This window comes from Micromonospora sp. A200 (genome assembly GCF_029893845.1).
Taxonomy (GTDB): domain Bacteria; phylum Actinomycetota; class Actinomycetes; order Mycobacteriales; family Micromonosporaceae; genus Micromonospora; species Micromonospora purpureochromogenes.
Window position 1 is genome coordinate 73,822 of sequence record NZ_JARXXY010000025.1, and the last position, 21,609, is coordinate 95,430.

Here is a 21,609-nt window from a genome sequence, read left to right on the forward strand (position 1 = left end):
CGCCGCGCTCGCACCCGCGCCCGTGACACCGGGTCGGATGTGCCTGGATGTCACGGTGCCACATTCCTCCCCGCCGGCACAGCCGGAGCGCGTACCGGGCGGGTATCGGCCGGGTCAGGCGCCGGTGCTCGCCGAGGCCGAGGCCGAGGTCGACGCCGGGGCGCTGGTCTCCGGGGCCAGGCTGCTCGGCGCGGTGCTCGGCACCGCGCTGCTGGTCGACGGGCTCGGCGCGCCCGAGTTCGACGGGCTCGGCGACGGCGACGGGCTCTGCGACGGCGACGGCGACGCCGGCGGCGTGGTGGGCGTGGTCGGCGGCCGGGTGGGCGCCTTCGTGGAGGTGGGCGAAGGGTTCGGCGCCGGGGTGGTCGGCTTCGGCGACGTCGACCCCGTCGGCTTGGGGGCCGGCGTGGTGGGCGTGACGGGCGGCTGCGGGGTGGCCGGCGCGGCTACCGCCCCGACGACCCGGGTGGCGGCGTACAGGCCGGACCACCGGACCGTGGAGATCTTGACGACGTCGCCGGTGGACGGTGCCTGCACCATCTTGCCGCCGCCGATGTACATGCCGACGTGGTGGATCGTCGTCCAGCTGCTGCCCGAGGCGAAGAAGAGCAGGTCGCCGGGGAGCAGGGCACTGCGGTCCACCGAGCGGGCCCGGGTGGCGTAGTACTGGTCCCGGGAGACGCGGGGCAGGTCGTAGTAGCCGGCCGAGCGGTAGGCCGCCCACATCAGACCGGAGCAGTCGAACCGGTCCGGCCCCTCGGCCGACCAGAGGTACGGGTCGCCGAGCTGCGCCAGCGCGTACCGGACGGCGGCGAGGGCCTGCGGGCTGGCGATCAGGCCGGTGGCGCTCTGCCCCTCGACGTACGCGGCACCGAGCTTCTGCTCGGCGGCCTCCTGCTGCCGTTCCAGCTCGATCAGCTGGGCCTGGTTGTCCGCGCGGAGCTTGACCAGCTTCCGCTCGTTCTCCCGCAGCGCCTTCTCCACCGCGGTGAACTGCTCCTCCGCCCGGCGGACCCGGTCCTGCGCGGAGGCGACCGCCTGGGTGGCGACCTGCTCGGCGGTGCGGGTACGGGACAGCTCGCCGGCGGCGGCGGTGGTGGTGTCCTCGGCCTGCTCGCCGCGGGAGATCCGCGACAGGCGGCTCAGCCCCTCGAGGTCCTCGGCGATCTCGCCGGGCGGCAGGGCGGCGGCGGCCTTGAAGGCGTCGGCGGCCACGGCGTCGGCGCGCTGCTGGGCGGCGGCCAGGGCGTCGCGGGCCCGGGCCAGCTCACCCTCGGCTGCGGTGAGCTGCGTGCGGGCGTCGTCGCGCTGCTGGCGGAGCCCGAGCAGCTGGTCGCCGAGCTGGCCGTTCTGCGTCTCGAGGGCGGTGATCTGGGCCAGCAGCGGGCTGGCGACGACCCCGCCGACCGGCAGGGTCGGCCCGCCGGTGGGCAGGCCGGTCACGCCGCCGGACAGGCCCGGGGCGGCACCGGGCAGGCGCAGGCCGCCGGTGGCCACCGGGCGGGAGCCGGTGTCGGGAACGGCGTTGGGCAGCGCCGGCTCGGCGTACGCGGGGGTGGCCAGGGCCATCGCGGCGACGGCGCCGAGCAGGGCCGACCAGAGCGCGGGACGCAGCACCGGCGAGATCACCGGACTCCTGCGTCGTCGCTGCCGTCGCCCGTGCCCGCTGTCGACCATTCCGCTCCCCGTCCGGCGCGCTCGTGCCGCGCACGGTGGGCGCGGCGACCGGGACGCTACCAGTGTGTGTCGCGCCCCACCCTGTCTTACCGCACCGAGGCAGCGATGTCGATGCATCGCCCGGTCACGGGAACCTGAGAGTCCGGTGAAGTACGTCGCTGGCGGTGCCCGTGCTGCCGGCTCGTCGGGGGCCCGACGTAGGCTCGACCGGGACACAGGTGGAAGGGACGTGGCTTTCGATGGACGCCGGACTCAAGCGCGAGCTCGAAGCGAAGGTGTACGCCGGTGAGCGGCTGACCCGGGAGGACGGGATCGCGCTCTACGACAGCGACGACCTGGCCTGGCTGGGGCGGCTGGCCCACCACCGCCGTACCGAGCTCAACGGCGACCGGGTGATGTTCAACGTCAACCGGCACCTCAACCTGACCAACGTCTGCTCCGCCTCCTGCGCGTACTGCTCGTTCCAGCGTAAGCCGGGCGAGAAGGACGCGTACACGATGCGCATCGACGAGGCCGTACGCAAGGCCAAGGAGATGGAGGACGAGCAGCTCACCGAGCTGCACATCGTCAACGGCCTGCACCCGACCCTGCCGTGGCGCTACTACCCGAAGGTGCTGCGCGAGCTGAAGGCGGCGCTGCCCAATGTCAAGCTCAAGTGCTTCACCGCCACCGAGGTGCAGTGGTTCGAGAAGATCAGCGGGCTGAGCGCCGACGCGATCCTCGACGAGCTGATGGACGCCGGCCTGGAGTCGCTGACCGGCGGCGGCGCCGAGATCTTCGACTGGGAGGTCCGGCAGCACATCGTCGACCACGAGTGCCACTGGGAGGACTGGTCGCGGATCCACCGGCTGGCCCACTCGAAGGGCATGAAGACCCCGTCGACGATGCTCTACGGCCACATCGAGGAGCCCCGGCACCGGGTCGACCACGTGCTGCGGCTGCGCGAGCTGCAGGACGAGACCGGCGGCTTCGCGGTCTTCATCCCGCTGCGCTACCAGCACGACTTCGTCGACTCGGCGGACGGCAAGATCCGTAACCGGATCCAGGCCCGCACCACGATGGCGTCGCCGGCCGAGTCGCTGAAGACCTTCGCGGTCTCCCGGCTGCTCTTCGACAACGTGCCGCACGTGAAGTGCTTCTGGGTGATGCACGGCCTCTCGGTCGCCCAGCTGTCGCTCAACTTCGGGGTGGACGACCTGGACGGCTCCGTCGTGGAATACAAGATCACTCACGACGCGGACTCGTACGGCACCCCGAACACGATGCACCGGGACGACCTGCTGCACCTGATCTGGGACGCCGGCTTCCAGCCCGTCGAGCGGGACACCCGCTACAACGTGGTCCGGGAGTACGACAAGGCCCCGTCGCTGGCCGAGCGGCGTTCCGAGCCCCAGCAGGTCTGGGCCTGATCCGGCCGTATCCTCGTAGCACCATGACCGAGCAGCGGAGCGGATTCCCCCGGCGGGACGCCGAGGGGCGCGTCCTCACCCTGGGCGACCTGCTCGGGGTCAGCCTCGCCGGGTGGGTCATCGGGATGCTGGCGCTGGTGCTGTTCGACTGGGCCTTCGCGTCGATCGGCGCGGGCGAGTTCGGGCGCACCAACGGCTGGCTGGCGGTGATCCTGCCGGCGTGGCTGTACTGGGACGACTTCCGGGCCTGGGAGTTCGGCGCGGCCCGGGTGGTGGCGGCGCTGGTCGCCGCCGTGGTCGCGGTGGTCGGCGGGCTGCTGGTCGCCGGGGTGGCGGGCGGCCTGGCGCCGCTGCTCACCGGCGGCCTGGCCGCCCTCGCGTTCACCCTGGTGTACGCGGTGCTCTGGTTCCCTGGCGTGCACTGGCTGGCCCGACGCACGGGCTGAACCCGACCCGGGTCACCCCGGTGGCGGAGAACGGAGTGGAAACGTGAGCGCGGCGGTCAAGTACACGCTGGGCCGGATCGGGCTGTTCGTGGTGGTCGTGCTGGCCCTCTGGCCGGTGGACATGGACATCTTCCTGAAGCTGATCCTGGCGCTGGCGTTCTCCGCCGCCGCCTCGTTCTTCCTGCTGCGCGGCTGGCGGGACGAGATGGCCGAGGAGATGGCCGCCGCGGCCGAGCGGCGGCGCGCCGAGAAGGAGCGGCTCCGGTCGGCGCTGGCCGGCGACGACCAGCCCGACCAGGCGGATCCGCACCGCGAGGGATAGCCGGCGACGGGGCAGCGAAACCGGGGCGTCCCGACTAGGGTCTGCCGCCATGGACAAGATCAACGGGTGGCGGACGAAGGTTTTCGTCTGGATCGGGCTGCCGGTCATCGCCGCCATCGGGCTGATGATGGGCGCCACCGACCTCGTGCCGGCCTGGCAGGCCAAGGGCGGCAGCGGTACGGCGGGAACCTTCACGGCCGTGAACGAGGAATGCTCACGGCGTAACTGCGAGTGGCACGGGGACTTCGTGGCCACCGACGGCGGTGCCCGGCGCACCGACGTCATCCTCTACGACGCGCCGGACGGCTTGGCCAAGGGCGACCCGGCCCCGGCGCGCGACACGGGCGCCCGCAAGGGCGTCTTCTCCACCACGGGCGGATCCACGTACCTGCTGGCCACGGGGCTGACCCTGGCCGGTGTGGTCGCCGCGGTGGCCTGGGTGGTCATGGTGGTCCGGATGGTCCGCCGGCGGCGGCAGGGGGCCGAGACGCCCGCGCCGTTCGCCCCGTCCCACTGAGGACCGGCGACCCGACCGACCCGCGAATTCGACCGAAGGGCCCGGCACGGAACTCCGTGCCGGGCCCGTCGCGTCGGTACCTACCAGTTGGTGGAGCCGGGCACCACCGGCCAGGGCCGGTGGGCCGGCTTGATCAGGTACGCGATGCCGCCGGAGCCGCCGGCCACCGTGCCGTTGGCCCGGTAGCGCTTGGTGCGCAGCCAGATCTGCTCGAACTGCTCGCGCTTGTAGACGTTGCGCACCTCGGCGTTGGACGAGGAGGCCGGGTCGTTGACGATCACGTCACCGTCGGCGGTGAAGCCGACGACCACGAACAGGTGGCCGGAGGTGCCGTAGTTGGAACCGTCCAGTTCGGTGCCGAGGAAGGACTGCGAGGTGATGACGGGGATGCCCGCGGCGATGAAGCGCTCCACCTCGTCGAGCGAGTGCATGCGGGTCACCCGGGCGTCGATGCCGGGGAAGCTGGCCGCGTACGCGGTGTTGAACGGCCAGTTGCCGGCGCCCTCGTACTCGTAGTCCCAGGTCATCCGGGCGGCGTGGGCGACCTGCGGGTCGGTGTAGCCGGGGGTGACCCAGGACAGGTCGTCGGCCGACGGGCCGCGGCCGTAGTACTCCAGCACCATCGTGGTCGAGGTGGGGCTGCACCAGACCTGCCCGCCGCCGCCCCACTCGGGGTAGTTGCCCCGATGGATCATCTGCGACCGGGCCGGCACGGGCAGCTCGGTGCCCCAGGCGATGCCGCCCTTGCTGGGGGCGACGGTGAACCGGTCCGGCACGTGGGAACTCATCGCGCTGAGCATTCGGACCCGGGGGGAGGCCGCCTGGCCGGGCGCGCGGTAGAGGTTGAGGCGCAGCTGGTACGACCGCAACAGCACCCCCGCCTTCGCGTCGTCGATGGAGAACGTGTCGGTCCAGATGGTCGACCAGGGGTCGCCCTGACCGTCCAGGGTGGCCCGCTTGATGTCCTGGTCGCCCGAGGCCCAGCGACCCATCACGTACCAGGGGGTCGCGGCACCGGTGTTGTAGGTGCCCTGGAGCTCGACCTGGATCCAGGTGCCGGCCGGGGTGTCCGCGTTCCAGGAGGCGACCAGTTCGGTGGCGTCGAAGCCGATCTGGGTCCGCGGTGAGGTCCAGGTGGCGTACTCCCAGGTGCGGGTGGCGCCACCGTGCGGGTCGGTGCGGGTGGTGGTCCCGGCGGGACGGTCGATGGTGATCCCGGTGCGGTGGCCCGGGATGGCGTACGTGCCCTGGTGGCTGCCGGCGTGCCAGTCGGGGTGGCTGGACCATTCCTGGAAGGTGATCTGCTCGTCGTGCGCGACGACGGGCAGGTTGTTGTCGGCCTGGGCCGGAACGGCGGTGCCGAGGAGGGTGAGCGCGGCGACGCCGGCGAGGGCGACGGCGCGCAGGGATTTGCTGGCCATGGCAACTCCGCGAGGTGAGGAACCGTTGCCGTTCACTGTCCCGCCTGGAGGGAAGTTCCGCCAGATGTCTGGACATGGAAAATTATTGCCGGCAGGAGGATCCGGCTGAGATGGACCATGGAAGTGATGAATGTTGATATGACCATGTGACTCCTGGTGAAGTGTGCGGACAACGGGATCTCCCGTACCCCGAGGAGGTTGTCCATGGCCCTCCGCATGTCCCCACTCCGCCGCCGGCTGGCGCTGGCCGTCGCCGTCGGGCTCGGCCTCGTCACCGTCGCCACCGGCCCGGTCTCCGCCCGCCCCGCCCCCGACCCGGAACCGGCCGCCGCCGGCTACCGGGTGCTCGGACCACGCACCCTGGCCGACCGGAACTCCGTCGCCCGCACCGGCGCGGCGATCGACTACTCCGAACACGGCATCCTGCACGTCTCGGCCACCCGGGCCGAGGCGGCGGCGATCACCCGGCTCGGCTTCCGGCTGGAGTCGGAGCCCGCGCCGACGCATTCCCACGACGAGGCCGGCACCCTCGCCTTCCCGCCGGCCGACTCCAACTACCACGACTACGCGGAGCTGACCGCCGTCGTGAACCAGGCGGTCGCGGACCACCCGGCCATCGCCCGCAAGATCAGCATCGGTACGTCGTACGAGGGCCGCGACCTGATGGCGGTGAAGATCTCCGACAACGTCGGCACCGACGAGAACGAACCGGAGATCCTCTTCAACGCCCAGCAGCACGCCCGGGAGCACCTGACCGTCGAGATGGCGATCTACCTGCTCAACCTCTTCACCGACAGCTACGGCAGCGACTCCCGGATCACCAACGTCGTCAACTCCCGGGAGATCTGGATCGTCCCGACGGTCAACCCCGACGGCAGCGAGTACGACATCGCCACCGGCTCGTACCGCTCCTGGCGGAAGAACCGGCAGCCCAACAGCGGCTCCACCGCCGTCGGGACGGACCTCAACCGGAACTGGTCGTACCAGTGGGGCTGCTGCGGCGGCTCGTCCGGCACCACCTCGTCGGACACCTACCGCGGCCCGTCCGCCTTCTCCGCACCGGAGACCAGCGCGCTGCGCAACTTCGTCAACAGCCGGGTGGTCGGCGGGACGCAGCAGATCAAGGCGAACATCGACTTCCACACCTACTCGCAGCTGGTGCTCTGGCCGTTCGGCTACACCACCGCGAACACCCCCACCGGAATGAGCGCCGACCAGTACAGCACCTTCGCCACCATCGGCCAGCAGATGGCGAACACCAACGGCTACACCCCGGAGCAGTCCAGCGACCTCTACATCGCCGACGGCACCAGCATCGACTGGATGTGGGCCGCCCACGGCATCTGGGCGTACACCTTCGAGATGTACCCGGGCTCGGCCACCGGCGGCGGCTTCTACCCGCCGGACGAGGTGATCCCCGCGCAGACCTCCCGCAACCGGGAGGCGGTGCTGCTGCTCTCCGAGTACGCCGACTGCCCGTACCGGGCGATCGGCAAGCAGTCCCAGTACTGCGGCGGCGGTGGCGGCACCACGGTCTGGTCGGACACCTTCGAGACGGCCACCGGGTGGACCACCAACCCGGCCGGCACGGACACCGCCACCACCGGGGTCTGGGAGCGGGGCGCCGCCCAGGCGACCAACTCCTCCGGGGCCAAGCAGCTCGTCCCGTACGCCGGCGCCAACGACCTGGTCACCGGCCGGCTCGCCGGCACCGGGGCGGGTGACCACGACGTCGACGGCGGGGCCACCAGCGCCCGTTCCCCGGCGGTGACCCTGCCGGCCACCGGCACGCTCACCCTCTCGCTGGCCTGGTACCTGGCGCACGGGTCGAACGCCTCGTCGGCGGACTACCTGCGGGTCAGCGTGGTGCACAACGGCGGCACCAGCACCCTGCTCAACCAGGCGGGCGCGGCCACCGACCGGGACGCGGCCTGGGCGGTGGCGAACCTCAACCTGACGCCGTACGCCGGGCAGTCGGTGCGGATCGTGGTGGAGGCCGCGGACGCCTCCGGCGCGAGCCTGGTCGAGGCGGCTGTGGACAACGTCACCATCACCAGCTCCTGACAGCCGGGTGGGGTCCCGGTCCGTCCCCGACGGGACCCCGCCCACCCCTCCCGTCCGGACGATCTCCGCTGGTCGTGCGCTACCGTGGCTCCGACCAACCGCAGCGAAGCCGGTGCGAAACCGGCGCTGTCCCGCAACTGTGATGCCCCGCCCCGCGCGGGGACGAGCCAGGTCGCCTGCGTCGGTGGTCGCGACACGCGCTCTCGAGGAAGGGCGCCTCGCGGGCGGGTACCCAGGTTCCTGTCGGCGAAGCACCACGCTCCTCGACCGACAGGAGGACACATGTCCGGACGTACCCCCCGGCTGCTCGCCGCGACCCTCGCGGTGGCCGCACTGACCCTCGGCGCCTGCGCCGAGAAGACCTCGAACGACACCCCCGCCGCCGGCAGCAGCAGCGCGGCGGCCACCTTTCCCGTCACGGTCGGCAAGCTGACGCTGGAGAAGCGTCCCGAGAAGATCGTCTCGCTGTCGCCGAGCGTGACCGAGATGCTCTTCGCCATCGGCGCCGGCAAGCAGGTCACCGCCGTCGACGACAACTCGAACCACCCGCCGGAGGCGCCGAAGAGCGACCTGTCCGGCTTCCAGCCCAACGCCGAGGCGATCGCGGCCAAGACGCCCGACCTGGTGGTGCTCTCCAACGACACCAACAAGATCGTCGACCAGCTCACCACGCTGAAGATCCCGGTGCTCCTCACCCCGGCGGCGGCCACCCTGGACGACTCCTACCGGCAGATCACCGACCTGGGCGCGCTGACCGGTCACCCGGCCGAGGCCGCCGACGTCACCAAGCGGATGAAGGACGACATCGCCAAGCTGGTCAAGGACCTGCCGCAGCGGTCGGAGAAGCTGACCTACTACCACGAGCTGGGTCCGGAGCTCTACACCGCGACCAGCAAGACCTTCATCGGCTCGATCTACGCCCTCGCGGGCCTGGAGAACATCGCCGACGCCTCGGACGCCGACGGGAAGAACGGCGGCTACCCGCAGCTCTCCCAGGAAGTGATCGTCAAGGCCGACCCGGACTTCGTCTTCCTGGCCGACACCAAGTGCTGCCAGCAGACCCCGGCGACGGTCAAGGCCCGCAGCGGCTGGGCCGGCATCACCGCCGTCAAGAACAACCAGGTGGTCGTCCTCGACGACGACATCGCCTCGCGCTGGGGTCCGCGCGTGGTCGACCAGCTCCGCACGGTCGTCGACGCGGTCGCCAAGGTGCCGGCGTGACCGTTCGCCGCCGGTGACCGTGCGACCCACGCAACCCCGATCGGCCGGGACGCCCGACGCGTCCCGGCCGACCGGCGTACCCGCCTCCCGCCACCCCGCCGGCCCCGCGTCGGACGGCCCGGCGTCGGCGTCGGGACCCGGCCGTCCGTCCGTCGCGCCGCCGGTCACCGAGCCGGCGACCGCCGGTACGGCCAGGCCGGCCGGGCTGCGCCGGCGCTGGCTGGCCGCCGGGCTGGCCGCGGTGCTGGTCGCCGTGGTCGCCGGAGTGTCGCTCGGCCCGGTCAGCATGCCGCCCGGCAGCGTCGCCGCCGAACTGCTCAACCTGCTGCCCGGGGTGCACCTGGACAGCGGCCTGACCGCCGGTGAGATCGCCATCGTCACCGAGCTGCGGCTGCCCCGGGTGGTGCTCGGCCTGCTGGTCGGCGCGCTGCTCGCGCTGGCCGGCGGCGCGTACCAGGGGGTGTTCCGCAACCCGCTGGCTGATCCGTACCTGCTGGGCGTGGCGGCCGGCGCCGGGCTGGCGGTCACCGCGGTGATCTCCCTCGGTGCGGCCGGTGCGGCGCTGACCGGGCTGTCGCTGACCGTGCCGCTGGCCGCGTTCGTCGGCTCGCTCGGCGCGGTGGCGATGACGTACGTGCTCGGCGTGGCCGGCGCGCGCGGCCGGTCCCCGGCGACGCTGATCCTGGCCGGGGTGGCGGTCTCGGCGTTCCTCTCGGCCGGGCAGACGTACCTGCTGCAACGGCACTCGGACAGCATCCAGCTGGTCTACTCCTGGCTGCTCGGCCGGCTCGCCACCGCCGGCTGGCACGACGTGCTGCTGGTCCTGCCGTACTTCGCGCTCACCGCGGTCGTGGTGCTGCTGCACCGTCGCGAGCTGGACGTGCTGTCGCTCGGCGACGACGAGGCGGCCAGCCTCGGGCTGCACCCGCAGCGCTCCCGCTACCTGCTGATCGCCGCCGCCTCGCTCGGCACCGCGGCCGCGGTCTCCGCCTCCGGGCTGATCGGCTTCGTCGGGATCATCGTCCCGCACACCGTGCGGCTGCTCGCCGGGTCCAGCTACCGGGTCATCCTGCCGCTGTCCATGCTCTTCGGCGGCGCGTTCCTGGCGCTGACCGACGTGGTGGCCCGCACCGTCGCCGCCCCGGCCGAGATCCCGATCGGCGTGGTCACCGCGCTGCTCGGCGGCCCGTTCTTCGTCCTGGTGCTGCGTACCTCCCGACGGGTGCTGTCGTGACGCCCGCGGTCGAGGTGCGCGACCTGCACGTGCGGCTGGGCGGCGCGCCCATCCTCGCCGGGGTCGACCTGACCGTCGCGGCCGGCGAGTGGGTTACCGTGATCGGCCCGAACGGTGCCGGCAAGTCGACCCTGCTGCGCGCCGTCGGCGGCCTGCTGCCCGCGCGGCACGCCGTCTCCCTCTTCGGTACGCCGCTGCGCGCGCTGCGCCCCCGGGAGCGGGCCCGGGTGGTGGCCACCGTCGCGCAGTCCCCGGTGGTGCCGGCCGGGATGTCGGTGCTCGACTACGTCCTGCTCGGCCGCACCCCGTACATCCCGCCGCTGGGGCGGGAGTCCGCCGCCGACCTGGCCGCCGTGTGGGAGGTGCTGGACCGGCTGGACCTGGCCGCGTTCCATGGCCGGGAGCTGGCCACCCTCTCCGGCGGCGAGCGGCAGCGGGTATTCCTGGCCCGGGCGCTCGCCCAGGGCGCCACCCTGCTGCTGCTGGACGAGCCGACCAGCGCGCTGGACATCGGCCACCAGCAGGAGGTGCTGGAGCTCGTCGACCAGTTACGGCGGGCACACGGGCTGACCGTGTTCGCCACCATGCACGACCTCTCCGTCGCCGGCGAGTACGCCGACCGGCTGGTGCTGCTCGCCGACGGCCGGGTGGTCGCCGCCGGTCCGCCCCGCGAGGTGCTCACCCAGGAACTCCTCGCCACGTACTACCGCGCCCACGTGCGCGTCATCGACGGCGACCACGGCCCGCTGGTGGTGCCGATCCGTCCCCACTGACCCCCCCCGCGCGGTCCTGAGACCGCCTCGGACCGGCGCCCCGGCGTCCCGGATCGCCGACAGCGGGGTCAGGGAAGGGTGATGACGGAGAAGAGGGCGCCCTGCGGGTCGCGGAGGGCGGCCAGGCGGCCCTGGGGGATGTCCCGGGGCGGGACGAGGATGGTGCCGCCGATCGCGGCGGCCCGGGCGGCGGTCGCGTCGGTGTCCGCCACCGCGAAGTAGACCGACCAGTAGGCCGGCATGTCGGCGGGGAACTCGTCGCCGAGCGGCGGCATCATGCCGGCCACGATCCGCGCCCCGCACCGCCAGCCGGTGTAGGGGACCGCATCCATCGGCTCGTCCTCCGGGTGCCAGCCGAAGACCAGCTCGTAGAAGGCCTTGGCACCCTCCGGGTCCGGGGTGACCAGCTCGTTCCAGCACATCGCGCCGGGGACGTTGAACAGCTCCGCACCTCTCATCGCCATCGGCTGCCAGACGCTGAACACCGCGCCGGCCGGGTCCGCGAAGACTCCCATCCGGCCCTGGTCGAAGACGTCGAACGGGGGGACCAGCACCTGCCCGCCCGCCGCCTCGACGCGGGTGGCGGCCAGGTTGGCGTCGTCGGTGGCCACGTACGTGGACCAGATCGGCACCTGGTCCGGGGTGGCCGGCGGTCCCGCGCCCGCCACCGCCCGGCCGTCCTTGAGGAAAATGGTGTAGCCGCCCGCCTCGGGCTGCGGCGAGACCCGGCCGGTCCAGCCGAACAGCTCGGGGTAGAAGCGTTTCGCGTCCTCCAGGTCGGGGGTGGCCAGGTCGGCCCAGCAGGGCGTGCCGGGCTCGACGCCGCTCACGATGGCCCCTTTCCGCCGGTGGCGTCCGTCGACGGCACGCCCTGCCGGCATCCTGGCACCGTCCCGCCGTCGGGTGCGGGGGAAACGGACGAAAGGTCAGCCGTACCGGCGACCCTCGTCCCGCCGGTACGCCCAGCCGGCGAGCGCCGCCAGCGCCACCACCCAGACGCCCAGCGAGACCAGCGCCCGTGGGTCCGGGGACCAGTCGGTGACCGCCGCCCACATCAGCTCCACGGCACCCCGGGTGGGCAGGTACGGGGCGATCGCCCGGATGAAGCCGGGCGCGGTGTCGGGGCCGGAGAGCAGCCCGCCGCCGAAGGCCAGCGGGAAGAAGACCACCTGCGCGACCACGATCGCCGCCTTGCTCGGCAGCGCGTACCCGATGGCCAGGCCCAGCAGCGTGAACGGCACCGAGATCACGGCCACCGTGGCGGCGCCGAGCAGGAACTCCACCGCGCCGACCCGGGCCGAGGTGGCCACCGCCGCGATCACCACCACCGGCAGCATGGACAGGTACGTCAGCACCAGGCCGGCCAGCACCCGCCCGGCGAAGCGCGCCGCCGGACCGGTCGGCAGCGTCCGGGTGTACGGGTTCCACGGCAGCGCGCGGTCCTCGGAGACCCCGACGCCGTACTGGAAGATGTTGGCGGTGAGCACCGAGAAGGTGACCATCGCGGCGGTCGCGTAGGTGGCGGCGGTCCGGTCGTCCCCGGTGAACGGCACCACGAAGAAGAGCATCGAGGCGGCGGGGAAGAACGCGCTGCCCACCACCGCGACCGGGATCCGCATGATCTCCAGCAGCTGGTAGCGGGCGTGGACCAGGGCGAGCTGCACGGGTGCCCCTCTCAGACCGTGGTGGGTTGGGCGGGGGTCGACCCGTCGTCGGCGGTGATGGCCAGGAACGCCTCCTCCAGCGAGGTGGGGCGCACCTCCAGGTCGCGGAAGGCCACCCCGGCGGTGACCAGGTCGCGCACCAGCTGGTCGGCGTCCGTGGTGAGCAGGTGGGTACGCCCGTCGGTGTGGGTGGTGCCGACCACGCCGGGCAGCGCGGGCAACGCGTCGGCGACCAGGCTGACCCGCCGTACGCCGACGATGCCGCGGATCGCCGCCACCGTGTCGTCGGCGAGCACCCGACCCCGGCCCATCACCACCACCCGGTGTGCCAGCGCCTCCACCTCCTCCAGGTAGTGGCTGCTCAGCAGCACCGTCCCGCCGTCGGTGTGGAAGGCCCGGATCGCCTCCCAGAGGGTGTGCCGCGCCTCGACGTCCAGCCCGGTGGTCGGCTCGTCGAGCACCACCAGCCGGGGCCGGCCGAGGAAGGCCAGCGCGACGGCGAGCCGCCGGCGCTGGCCGCCGGAGAGGCCACCGGTCTGTCGTTTCACCTGCTCGGTGAGGCCGAAGCGGTCGAGCAGTTCAGCCTTGGGCACCGGGTCGGGGAAGTGCGCGGCGACGAAGTCGACCACCTCGCCGACGCGCAGCGTGCCGGGCAGGCCCGTCTCCTGCGGGGTGACGCCGAGGTGCCGGCGGGACGCCGGGTCGCGCGGGTCGCCGCCGAAGAGTTCCACCCGGCCGGCGGTGGGGCGGCGCAGGCCGACCAGCAGGTTGATCAGGGTGCTCTTGCCGGCGCCGTTCGGTCCGAGCAGGCCGACCAGTTCGCCGGCGCGTACCTCCAGGTCGAGCCGGTCGAGGGCGAGCACGTCGCCGTACCGGCGGGTGGCCTGCTCGGCGCGGGCCAGGATCATCGGGGCTCCTCGGGGGTTGCGGACCCGGACGGACGTACCGACTCCGGTTGTACCCCTCGGGTGCCAGCCCCGCTGCCCCGTGGGCCCGCGCCAGCCCGCTCAGCCGGCCGGGTCGGTCAGCCGGCCGGGTCGGTCAGCCGGCCGGGTCGGTCAGCCGGCCGGGTCGGTCAGCCGGCCGGGTCGGTCAGCGGGGCGGGCAGCGGCGCGGTGTGCAGCACGGCCAGCCGGGACACCGCCCGGGTCAGCACCACGTAGAGGCGGTGCAGGCCACGCGGTTCGGCGGCGACGATCGCGGCCGGCTCGACGACCACGACGTGGTCGTACTCCAGGCCCTTGACCAGCGTCGCGGGGACCACGGTGACCCGCGCCGCGGTCTCGACGTCGTCGGCGGTGGCGGTCGGGACACCGGCGGCGGCCAGCGCCGCGCGGAGCCGGTCCACCGCGTCGTCGGCGGCGATCACGCCGACCGAACCGTCGTGCGCGAGCGCCGCCCGCACCTCGGCCACGGTCGCCGCGTCCAGGTCGGTCACGGTACGCACGTCCAGCGCCCCGTCGCGGCGCAGCGACCGCGCCGGGGGTACGTCGACGGCGAGCGCGGGCAGCAACCGGTTGGCGAACGCGACCACCGCCGCCGGCACCCGGAAGCCGACGCTCAGCGGCACCACCACCGCGTCCGGCTTGCCCAGGTGGGTCAGGGACTCCCGCCAGTCGGTGGCTGCCCACGGGGCGGTGCCCTGGGCCAGGTCCCCGAGGAGGGTGATCGAGCCGTGCTCGCTGCGCCGGGCGATGGCCCGGCACTGCATGGGGGAGAGGTCCTGCGCCTCGTCGACCACCACGTGCCCGAAGCCGGCGGGCCGTTCGATCAGGCCGGCGGCCTCGTCGATCAGCACCGCGTCGGCGGCGGTCCACTTCGTCGTCCGCGGGGTGCGCCCGAGCTTCGTCCCGGTCCGCGCGGTGGTGTCGGTGCCGCCCAGCAGCGCCTGCTCCTCCGCCGTGAGCAGCCCGTCGGCGGCGGCGGCGAGCGCCTGCGGGTCGCCGAGCAGCGTGTGCACCAGCCCCTCCGGGGTGAGCGCCGGCCAGACCGCGTCCAGGAAGGCGGTGACCGGCCGGGCCTTGGCCATCCGGCGCAGCCAGGCGTCGCTGGGTGACTCGGCCCGGCGCGCCTCGGCCTGGCGTTGCAGCAGCCCCACCACCCGGGCCCGGACGCGGTCGCGGCCGGTGGCGTACGGCAGGCCCTCCCGGCGGGTCTCCTCGACCACCCGGTGCAGCGGGTCGAGGCCGATCCGCCAGCGGAATGAGCCGTCGGACACCATGATCGGCTCGGTCGGCGCGTCGATGTGGGCGTCGACGGCCCGGCGCAGCACCGCGGCCATCCGGACGTCGTGTTTCAGCGTGGCCACGGCGGGGTGCTCGACCGCGCCCACCGGCACCCGGGTGACCAGGTCCTCGACCGTGGCCTGCTCGACCTCGACCTCGCCGAGCGCCGGCAGCACCGCCGCGATGTACGACAGGAACGCCCGGTTCGGCCCGACGATCAGCACTCCCGAGCGGCGCAGCCGCTCCCGGTGCAGGTAGAGCAGGTACGCGGCCCGGTGCAGCCCGACGGCCGTCTTGCCGGTGCCCGGCGCACCCTGCACGCAGATCGAGTCGGCCAGGTCGGCCCGGACCAGTTCGTCCTGCTCGGGCTGGATGGTGGCGACGATGTCGCGCATCGGGCCGACGCGCGGGCGCTCGATCTCGGCGGTGAGGATCCGACTGGCCGTGCCCAGCTCCTCGCCCCGGTCGAGGTGCTCGTCCTCGAAGCTGGTCAGCGCGCCGCCGCTGAACCCGAACCGCCGCCGGACGGCGACGCCCTGCGGGTCCCGGGCGCTGGCCCGGTAGAACGACCGGGAGATCGGGGCCCGCCAGTCCAGCACCAGCGGCTCGCCCCGGTCGTCGGTGACGTGCCGCCGGCCGACGTGGTACTCGCGTCCGGCATGGTCGGGATCCGTGTGGCCGAAGTCGAGCCGGCCGAAGAAGAGCGGGGTGGTCGGGTCGTCGGCCAGCTCCTTGACCCGCCGGGCCATGTGCCGGCCGAGCTGCTCGGCGGTGTAGGCGTCCCCGGCCACCTTGTCGCCGGTGGCGAAGAGGGCTTCGGCGCGTTCGCGCATCCGGCGCAGCGCGGCGCGGGAGGTGTCCAGGTGGGCCCGCTCGGCGGCGAGTTGCGCGGCCAGGGTGTCGGCCGGGTCGGTGTCGGCGGCTGTCGAGGGTCGGACGGGGTCGGTGGTGGGCGTGGCGGCACGGGTCATCCGAGGCGACCTTCCGGTGGCGTTCGTGTGATCGGTTGACCTGGGCCGCCCGGCGCTCCGTCAGACGCGGTACCGGCTGTGCCCGGTGAGAAAGAGGCGCGCGGTCCGCGCGCGGCGCTCCACGTTACGCCCCGCCCTCGACGGCGGCCACGCATTTACGCCGACCCCCGGTCGCACATGCCGCCCTCGCCGGTCCGGCGCCTGCGCCCGAGCTACTGGCCGGCGTCGGGAGCCGGGCGGCAGCCCGGCCCTCGGGAGGTTGCGGTGCTCTACACGTCGCTTTGGAGCTGATGTCGCAAACGGTTCAGCCCCGGCTCGGCACGACCTGGGCATCGCACAGGGCGGGCGACAGTCGTGACGGCACCCGGTCCGGTGAGTCGTTTGCGTCATCAGGTCCACAGCATGCTGCGAGGACCCAGCCGGTGGGTGCGGGCAGTCGGCAGGGGCGTGGAGCGGCAGGCCGTGTCGGGCGGGACGGACCGGTGCTGGTCCCGCCGGGCGGCGGGGCGGGATCATGTGGGGATGACGGAGGCGCGGCCCGAGCAGCGCCGGATGACGATCAGCGACCCGCAGGTGATGCGGGCGCTGGCCCATCCGGCCCGAATCGCGATCATGGAACACCTGAGCACCCGGGAGGGCGGCGCGACCGCCACCGAGTGCGCCGAGGTCGTCGGCATGTCACCGAGCGCGACCAGCTACCACCTGCGGGCGCTGGCAAAGGCCGGCCTGGTGGAGCAGGCGCCCAGCCGGGGCGACGCGCGGGAGCGGGTCTGGCGCACCTTCAGCCACGCCTGGATGGTGGATGCGGGCCAGGACGCGGGCCCCGAGGCCCGCGCCGCCGAGCAGGCGCTGGTGGAGGCGCACGCCGCCCGGGACATGGAGCGGACCCGGGACTGGTTGCGACGCGCCGGGGACGAGCCTCCCGAGTGGTACGACGTGGCGCTGTTCAACGACAGCCTGCTGCTGCTCACCGCTGCCGAGTTGGCCGAGCTGAACGAGGCGGTGCTGGCCCTGCTCCGGCCGTACCGGCAACGGAACCGGCAGGCCGACCCGCCCGCCGGGGCGCGCTCGGTGGCGATCCAGTACAAGGCGGTGCCGCTGGCGTAGGGGGGTTGAGTCGATCAGGTGTGAAGGATTATTTTCGAAGTATGTCCTTCACACCTGACGGTTCGCGCTGGTCCGACGTCTGGCTGGCCGCCACCGCGCGCGGCACCACCATCTGCGGCGACTTCCTCGCCGCCACCGCGCTCGCGCTCGCCCTCCAGGCCGCCGGCGCCAGCGGGCTCGCCGTCTCCGGGCTGCTGCTGGCCGCGACCCTGCCGCTGGTGGTGCTCGCCCCACTCGCCGGGCGGCTCGCCGACCGGGTGGACAGCCGCCGGCTGCTGGTCAGCGTTGGGCTGGTGCAGGCCGCGCTCTGCGCCCTGCTCGCCTTCGCCGAGCATCCGGTCCTGGTCATCGGGCTGGTCGCGCTGCTCGCCTGCGGGCTCGCGGTCACCCAGCCCTGCCTGGCCGCGCTGCTGCCGGCGATGGTGCGCCCCGACGACCTGCCCCGGGCCAGCGCGGTCAACCAGACCGCCGTCTCCCTCGGCGCGCTCGCCGGCCCGGTGCTCGCCGGGCTGCTGGTCGGGCAGTTCGGCACCCGCGTACCGCTGCTGCTGGACGCCGTCAGCTACCTCGCGCTGGTGGTCGCCGGCCTGCTGCTGCGTACCCGCCGGGGTGGCCGGCGGACCGTGACCGCCAGGGCCGCGACCACCACCGGACCGGCGCCGGCCTGGCGGCTGCGCCGCGACCCGCTGCTGCTGGCCATGGTCGTCACCACGGCCGCGGTGATCGCCGCGATCGGCGGCATCAACGTGATCGAGGTGTTCTTCATCCGCGACACGCTGGACAGCTCGGCCACCGTCTACGGGCTGGTCGGCGCGGCCTGGATGGCCGGCATGCTGCCGGGCAGCTGGCTCGCCGCGCGGCTGGCCCGCCGGCTCACCGACGACGGCGCCCTGGTGTACGGGGTGCTGGCCACCCTCGGCTCCTGCAGCCTGATGGTGGTGCTCGCCTCCGCCGTGCCGGCGGCCGGACTGCTGGTCCCGCTCTGGCTGGTGGGCGGCGCGGCGAACGGCGGGGAGAACGTCTTCGCCACCGTGCTGACCGCCCGGCGGGCCCCCGAGGCGCTGCGCGCCCGGGCCTACGCCACCTACGGCGCGGCCGTCCAGGGCGGTTCGATGGCCGGGTACCTGGCCGGCGGCGCGCTGCTGGCGGTGCTGCCGCCCCGCCCGTTGATCGCGGTGGCCGGGGCCGCCGGCCTGCTGGTCGTGCTCGCGTTCGTGCCCGTGGTCGTCCCCGCCGTCCGGCGCGCGGGATCGGCCGTCGGCCCGGTCGAGCCGGCAGCGGCGGCCGAGCCCGGTGGACGGGCGGTGGATGCGGAGTTGGCCACTCCGGTGCCGGGCCGCTGAGCAGGCCGCGGAGCACGGGGCTACGGTCGGGTCATGGTTGAACGCGTGGCACGCCCCCGGGTCGGGCACATCCAGTTCCTGAACTGCCTGCCCATCTACTGGGGGCTGATGCGCTCCGGCGCGCTGCTCGACGTCGACCTGCACAAGGACTCGCCGGACCGGCTGAGCGCCGCGCTGGTCGCCGGTGACCTGGACATCGGGCCGATCTCGCAGGTGGAGTACCTGCGGCACGCCGACGAGCTGCTGCTCCTGCCCGACCTCGCGGTCGGCAGCGACGGGCCGGTGCTCTCGGTCAACGTGGTCTCCACGAAGCCGCTCACCGAGCTGGACGGTGGCCGGGTCGCGCTCGGCTCCACCTCGCGTACCGGGGTGCTCCTCGCCCAGCTCCTGCTCGGCGAGCGTTACGGCGTCCGCCCCGACTACTTCCGCTGCCCGCCGGACCTGACCCAGATGCTGCTGGAGGCGGACGCGGGCGTGCTCATCGGCGACGTGGCGCTGCGCGCGCTCTACGAGGCCCCGCGTCGGGGGCTGGAGGTCACCGACCTGGGGCAGGCCTGGCGGGAGTGGACCGGGCTGCCGATGGTCTTCGCCGTCTGGGCGGTACGCCGTGACTTCGCCGCCGCCCACCCGGGGATGGTCAAGGAGGTGCACGAGGCGTTCCTGCGCTCCCGTGACCTGTGCCTGGCCGAGCTGGACCAGGTGGCCGAGTCGGCCGCCCGCTGGGAGCCGTTCGACGCGGCGACCCTCGCCACGTACTTCCGTACCCTCGACTTCTCCCTCGGCGAGCGGCAGGTGGCCGGGCTGCGCGAGTTCGCCCGGCGGGCCGCGGCGATCGGCGAGGCCCCGGCGCTGCCGGACGGCGGTCCCGAGTTCTTCGCCGGCTGACCGCGCCGACGGGCTGATCGACACCAGAACGCCGATGTGGCGGTGCCCCGGGTGAGGGGACACCGCCACATCGGCGCAAGGGCGGGCAACGGGCTCAGGTGCCCGACCGGAGCACCGCCTCGGTGATCTTCTGGCAGTTCTTCATGCCGTACTCGTAGCCCATGCCGACCGGGTAGCGGACCATCACGCCCATCGTCCAGTTGTCGCCGATGGCCAGGCAGTTGATGTGCATCTCCTGCTCGCGGGTCCGGTCGACCCAGCCGTTCTTGATGGCGATGGTCTTCCGCTCGGCGATCGGGAACGCCTTGCGGATGCCGAAGTCGCCGGTGCCACGGACCTGGCGCATCTCGTTCAACAGCCACTTGGTCCACTTCGGGCCCGCCGCGCGACCGTCCTTGATGCACGCTCCCAGCCGGGCGGTGTCCCGGGGGGAGAGGTTGGTCCGGCTCCAGCCGCCGTCGGCGGCCGGACTGCTGTCGGTGGTCCCGCAGATGGAGACCATCCGCTTGATCGACGCGGACCGCCCGATCGAGTTGTAGAACTGCTCGGCTCGGGTGTTGTCGCTGTCCCGGATGATCCGGGTGGCATCGGCGAGCTTGGCGTCGCTCGGCGTCTGCCCGGCCTCGGCGGCCTTGCGCAGGTAGTCGGCGACGATCCAGGACTTGATCAGCGACGCGGTGGTGCTGGTCTCGTCCATGTTCTCCGAGCCGATGATCTCCCCGGTCCGGGTGTCCAGCACGCTCCAGGCATACCAGCCCTTGATGTCGAGGTCGATCTGCTGGTCCGCGAACGGCAGCGGCTCCAGCGACGGCGTCGGGGCCGGCTTCGGGCGGTTGCTGCGGTCGGTGGGCTGGCCGGTGGAGCGGTCCGGTGTGGGCTCGCCCCAGTGCGAGGCGGCGGCCGACTGCAGCGGTGAGCCGGGCAGCAGCCGTAGCGCCACCAGCACCACGCCGATCAGGATGGCGGCGACGGCGGCCAGCGTCAGTGGCGTGGCGTTCCGCCGGCCACCACGGCGGCTGCCGGCCATCAGAGCTTCCCGACCGGCTGCTGCGGCACCTTCAGCGCCGCACCGGGCTGCGGCGTGACCAGCTGGGTCGCGACGCTGGCGCAGACCTTCGCGCCGTACTCCAGCTTGCTGCTCTGCGGGTAGCGCAGCATCACCGCGAGGCTCCATTTGTCGGTGACCGCGAGGCAGCTGACGTGCCAGTTGCCGTCGTAGCTGAGGGGGGTCCAGCCGTTCTTGATGGCGACCGGGCCCTGCGCCTTGATCTCGGCGGGCAGGCCGTCGACGATGCCCCACTTGCCGCCGCCGGACCTGGCCTGCTGCACCTTGACGCTGCCGCGGACCTGCGCCATCTCGTTGAGCACCCACTTGGTCCATTTCCGGCCGGCCGCCTTGCCGTCGGCGATGCAGTCGCCGAGCCGGACCGCGTCCTGGGGGGACATCCGGGTGAAGCTCCACCAGCCCTCGTAGGTGGCCACGTTGCCGCGCTTGGTGTCGGTGAGGCCGCAGATGCTGATCGCCCGCTTGACCACCGGGCCGGGCTGCCCGCCCGCCGGCACCTTGTACGAGCCGCCGGCGGCCTTGTAGACCCGGTTCGCCGCGTCGTCGTTGCTGTCCCGGATCGCGAGGCTCGCGTCCCTCTTGAGCGAGGCCGAGGGCTCCTTGTCGCCGAGCTGGCGCAGGTAGTCGGAGACGATCCAGGCCTTGAGCATCGACTCGGTCGAGCTGGTCGAGGCCATGTTCTTGGAACCGGAAACCGTGCCGGTCTTCCGGTCCATCAGGGCCCAGCCGAAGAACTCGCCCTTGAAGTTCACCGAGACCGGGCCGGCGGCCAGCGTCGGCGGCGGGGGCGGGGTGGGCGTCGGGGCGGGGACCTGTTCCGCCCCGCCGCCACCGAGGCCGCTGGCGTCGCCGGCCAGCTTCGCGTACGCGGTGGGCACCAGCAGGCCGGCGCCGAGCAGGACCGCCAGGACGGCGAGCACCATGGTCACGCGAGATCGCATGAGTGGGTGAGCTCCAGATGTCAGGGCCGGGGGGCCGGCTGTTTCCGCATTGGTCGGCTCGACCGCTGAGGCCGGGGGATGGCCGTCGTCGTGGTGCGATCGTCAGCAGCCGATCGGTGGTGACCGGGGGAAGTCTACGTCCGGACCGGCGACCCGCCAGAACTCGACGCACGGCAACTTGCCGTGAACCCGGGATAAACAGCAGGTTTGCCGGCCTTGGGGTGATTCATCTTCGGTAAGTGACGCATGTCACGGCCGGAAGCCGATGCAGGTGTCCACCCAGCGCGGCTGTCCGGTGACGCAAAGGCTTCTCGCAATCCTGT

General features: G+C 73.2%; 19 protein-coding genes and 1 riboswitch. Of the genes, 11 read left to right on the forward strand and 8 right to left on the reverse strand.

The window, feature by feature from the left end; all coding sequences use genetic code 11:
• Window positions 1-114: 114 nt before the first annotated feature.
• A complete protein-coding gene (locus M2302_RS23070) occupies window positions 115-1,677 on the reverse strand; it encodes a C40 family peptidase (RefSeq protein WP_280839930.1) in 1,563 nt (520 codons plus the stop codon).
• A gap of 239 nt (window positions 1,678-1,916) precedes the next feature.
• On the opposite strand from M2302_RS23070, the gene mqnE reads away from it, so the two are divergent.
• From mqnE to M2302_RS23090, 4 genes are read left to right on the forward strand one after another with little or no spacing between them, the layout of a single operon-like run.
• Window positions 1,917-3,086, forward strand: a complete 1,170-nt coding sequence (mqnE, locus tag M2302_RS23075; protein ID WP_210774427.1) for an aminofutalosine synthase MqnE — start codon at window positions 1,917-1,919, stop codon at window positions 3,084-3,086.
• A gap of 23 nt (window positions 3,087-3,109) precedes the next feature.
• Window positions 3,110-3,532: a hypothetical protein gene (locus M2302_RS23080; RefSeq protein WP_280839931.1), complete on the forward strand. Its 423-nt coding sequence runs from the start codon at window positions 3,110-3,112 to the stop codon at window positions 3,530-3,532.
• Window positions 3,533-3,575: 43 nt separating this feature from the next.
• Window positions 3,576-3,854 (forward strand): DUF4229 domain-containing protein, encoded by a 279-nt coding sequence (locus tag M2302_RS23085; RefSeq protein ID WP_280839932.1) that lies wholly within the window; start codon window positions 3,576-3,578, stop codon window positions 3,852-3,854.
• A 49-nt stretch (window positions 3,855-3,903) separates the two neighbouring features.
• Window positions 3,904-4,371 carry a hypothetical protein gene (locus M2302_RS23090; protein WP_280839933.1) on the forward strand — a complete coding sequence of 156 codons (468 nt, stop codon included), beginning with the start codon at window positions 3,904-3,906 and terminating at the stop codon, window positions 4,369-4,371.
• A gap of 80 nt (window positions 4,372-4,451) precedes the next feature.
• Here the strand turns inward: M2302_RS23090 and M2302_RS23095 are convergent, their stop codons facing one another.
• Entirely contained in the window at window positions 4,452-5,792 is a 1,341-nt protein-coding gene (locus tag M2302_RS23095; RefSeq protein WP_280839934.1) for a C39 family peptidase, read from the reverse strand.
• A gap of 204 nt (window positions 5,793-5,996) precedes the next feature.
• Here M2302_RS23095 and M2302_RS23100 point away from each other — a divergent pair, with 204 nt between their 5' ends.
• The 4 genes from M2302_RS23100 to M2302_RS23115 all read left to right on the forward strand — a co-directional run bounded on the left by M2302_RS23100 (window position 5,997) and on the right by M2302_RS23115 (window position 11,084).
• Entirely contained in the window at window positions 5,997-7,856 is a 1,860-nt protein-coding gene (locus M2302_RS23100; protein WP_280839935.1) for a M14 family zinc carboxypeptidase, read from the forward strand.
• Window positions 7,857-7,964: 108 nt separating this feature from the next.
• Window positions 7,965-8,028, forward strand: a riboswitch (cobalamin riboswitch).
• A 110-nt stretch (window positions 8,029-8,138) separates the two neighbouring features.
• A complete protein-coding gene (locus M2302_RS23105; RefSeq protein WP_280839936.1) occupies window positions 8,139-9,077 on the forward strand; it encodes an ABC transporter substrate-binding protein in 939 nt (312 codons plus the stop codon).
• A 205-nt stretch (window positions 9,078-9,282) separates the two neighbouring features.
• Window positions 9,283-10,311, forward strand: coding sequence for an iron ABC transporter permease (locus M2302_RS23110; protein ID WP_280839954.1), 1,029 nt, complete (start codon window positions 9,283-9,285; stop codon window positions 10,309-10,311).
• Complete coding sequence (locus tag M2302_RS23115) at window positions 10,308-11,084, forward strand: ABC transporter ATP-binding protein (protein ID WP_280839937.1); 777 nt, start codon at window positions 10,308-10,310, stop codon at window positions 11,082-11,084. Before M2302_RS23110 ends, M2302_RS23115 begins: the two co-directional genes overlap by 4 nt.
• A 68-nt stretch (window positions 11,085-11,152) precedes the next feature.
• Here the strand turns inward: M2302_RS23115 and M2302_RS23120 are convergent, their stop codons facing one another.
• From M2302_RS23120 to M2302_RS23135, 4 genes are all read right to left on the reverse strand, one after another.
• On the reverse strand, window positions 11,153-11,914 hold the full coding sequence (locus M2302_RS23120) for a VOC family protein (RefSeq protein ID WP_280839938.1): 762 nt from the start codon (window positions 11,912-11,914) through the stop codon (window positions 11,153-11,155).
• Window positions 11,915-12,010: 96 nt separating this feature from the next.
• Entirely contained in the window at window positions 12,011-12,748 is a 738-nt protein-coding gene (locus M2302_RS23125) for an ABC transporter permease (protein ID WP_280839939.1), read from the reverse strand.
• A gap of 11 nt (window positions 12,749-12,759) precedes the next feature.
• Window positions 12,760-13,656, reverse strand: coding sequence for an ABC transporter ATP-binding protein (locus M2302_RS23130; protein WP_280839940.1), 897 nt, complete (start codon window positions 13,654-13,656; stop codon window positions 12,760-12,762).
• A gap of 167 nt (window positions 13,657-13,823) precedes the next feature.
• Window positions 13,824-15,806: an AAA family ATPase gene (locus M2302_RS23135; protein ID WP_280839955.1), complete on the reverse strand. Its 1,983-nt coding sequence runs from the start codon at window positions 15,804-15,806 to the stop codon at window positions 13,824-13,826.
• 660 nt (window positions 15,807-16,466) lie between these two features.
• Between M2302_RS23135 and M2302_RS23140 the strand changes: the two genes are divergently transcribed.
• The 3 genes from M2302_RS23140 to M2302_RS23150 are packed head-to-tail and all read left to right on the forward strand — an operon-like array spanning window position 16,467 to window position 19,279.
• The gene (locus tag M2302_RS23140; RefSeq protein ID WP_280839941.1) at window positions 16,467-17,051 is read left to right on the forward strand and encodes a metalloregulator ArsR/SmtB family transcription factor; all 585 of its coding nucleotides are present in this window, start codon (window positions 16,467-16,469) and stop codon (window positions 17,049-17,051) included.
• Between the two features lie 41 nt (window positions 17,052-17,092).
• Entirely contained in the window at window positions 17,093-18,394 is a 1,302-nt protein-coding gene (locus M2302_RS23145; RefSeq protein ID WP_280839942.1) for an MFS transporter, read from the forward strand.
• Window positions 18,395-18,427: 33 nt separating this feature from the next.
• A complete protein-coding gene (locus M2302_RS23150; protein ID WP_179802732.1) occupies window positions 18,428-19,279 on the forward strand; it encodes a menaquinone biosynthesis protein in 852 nt (283 codons plus the stop codon).
• 94 nt (window positions 19,280-19,373) lie between these two features.
• On the opposite strand, the gene M2302_RS23155 is transcribed toward M2302_RS23150, so the two are convergent.
• Both M2302_RS23155 and M2302_RS23160 read right to left on the reverse strand, forming a co-directional pair.
• The gene (locus M2302_RS23155) at window positions 19,374-20,306 is read right to left on the reverse strand and encodes a hypothetical protein (protein ID WP_280839943.1); all 933 of its coding nucleotides are present in this window, start codon (window positions 20,304-20,306) and stop codon (window positions 19,374-19,376) included.
• Entirely contained in the window at window positions 20,306-21,286 is a 981-nt protein-coding gene (locus M2302_RS23160; protein WP_280839944.1) for a hypothetical protein, read from the reverse strand. Before M2302_RS23160 ends, M2302_RS23155 begins: the two co-directional genes overlap by 1 nt.
• Window positions 21,287-21,609 lie beyond the last annotated feature (323 nt).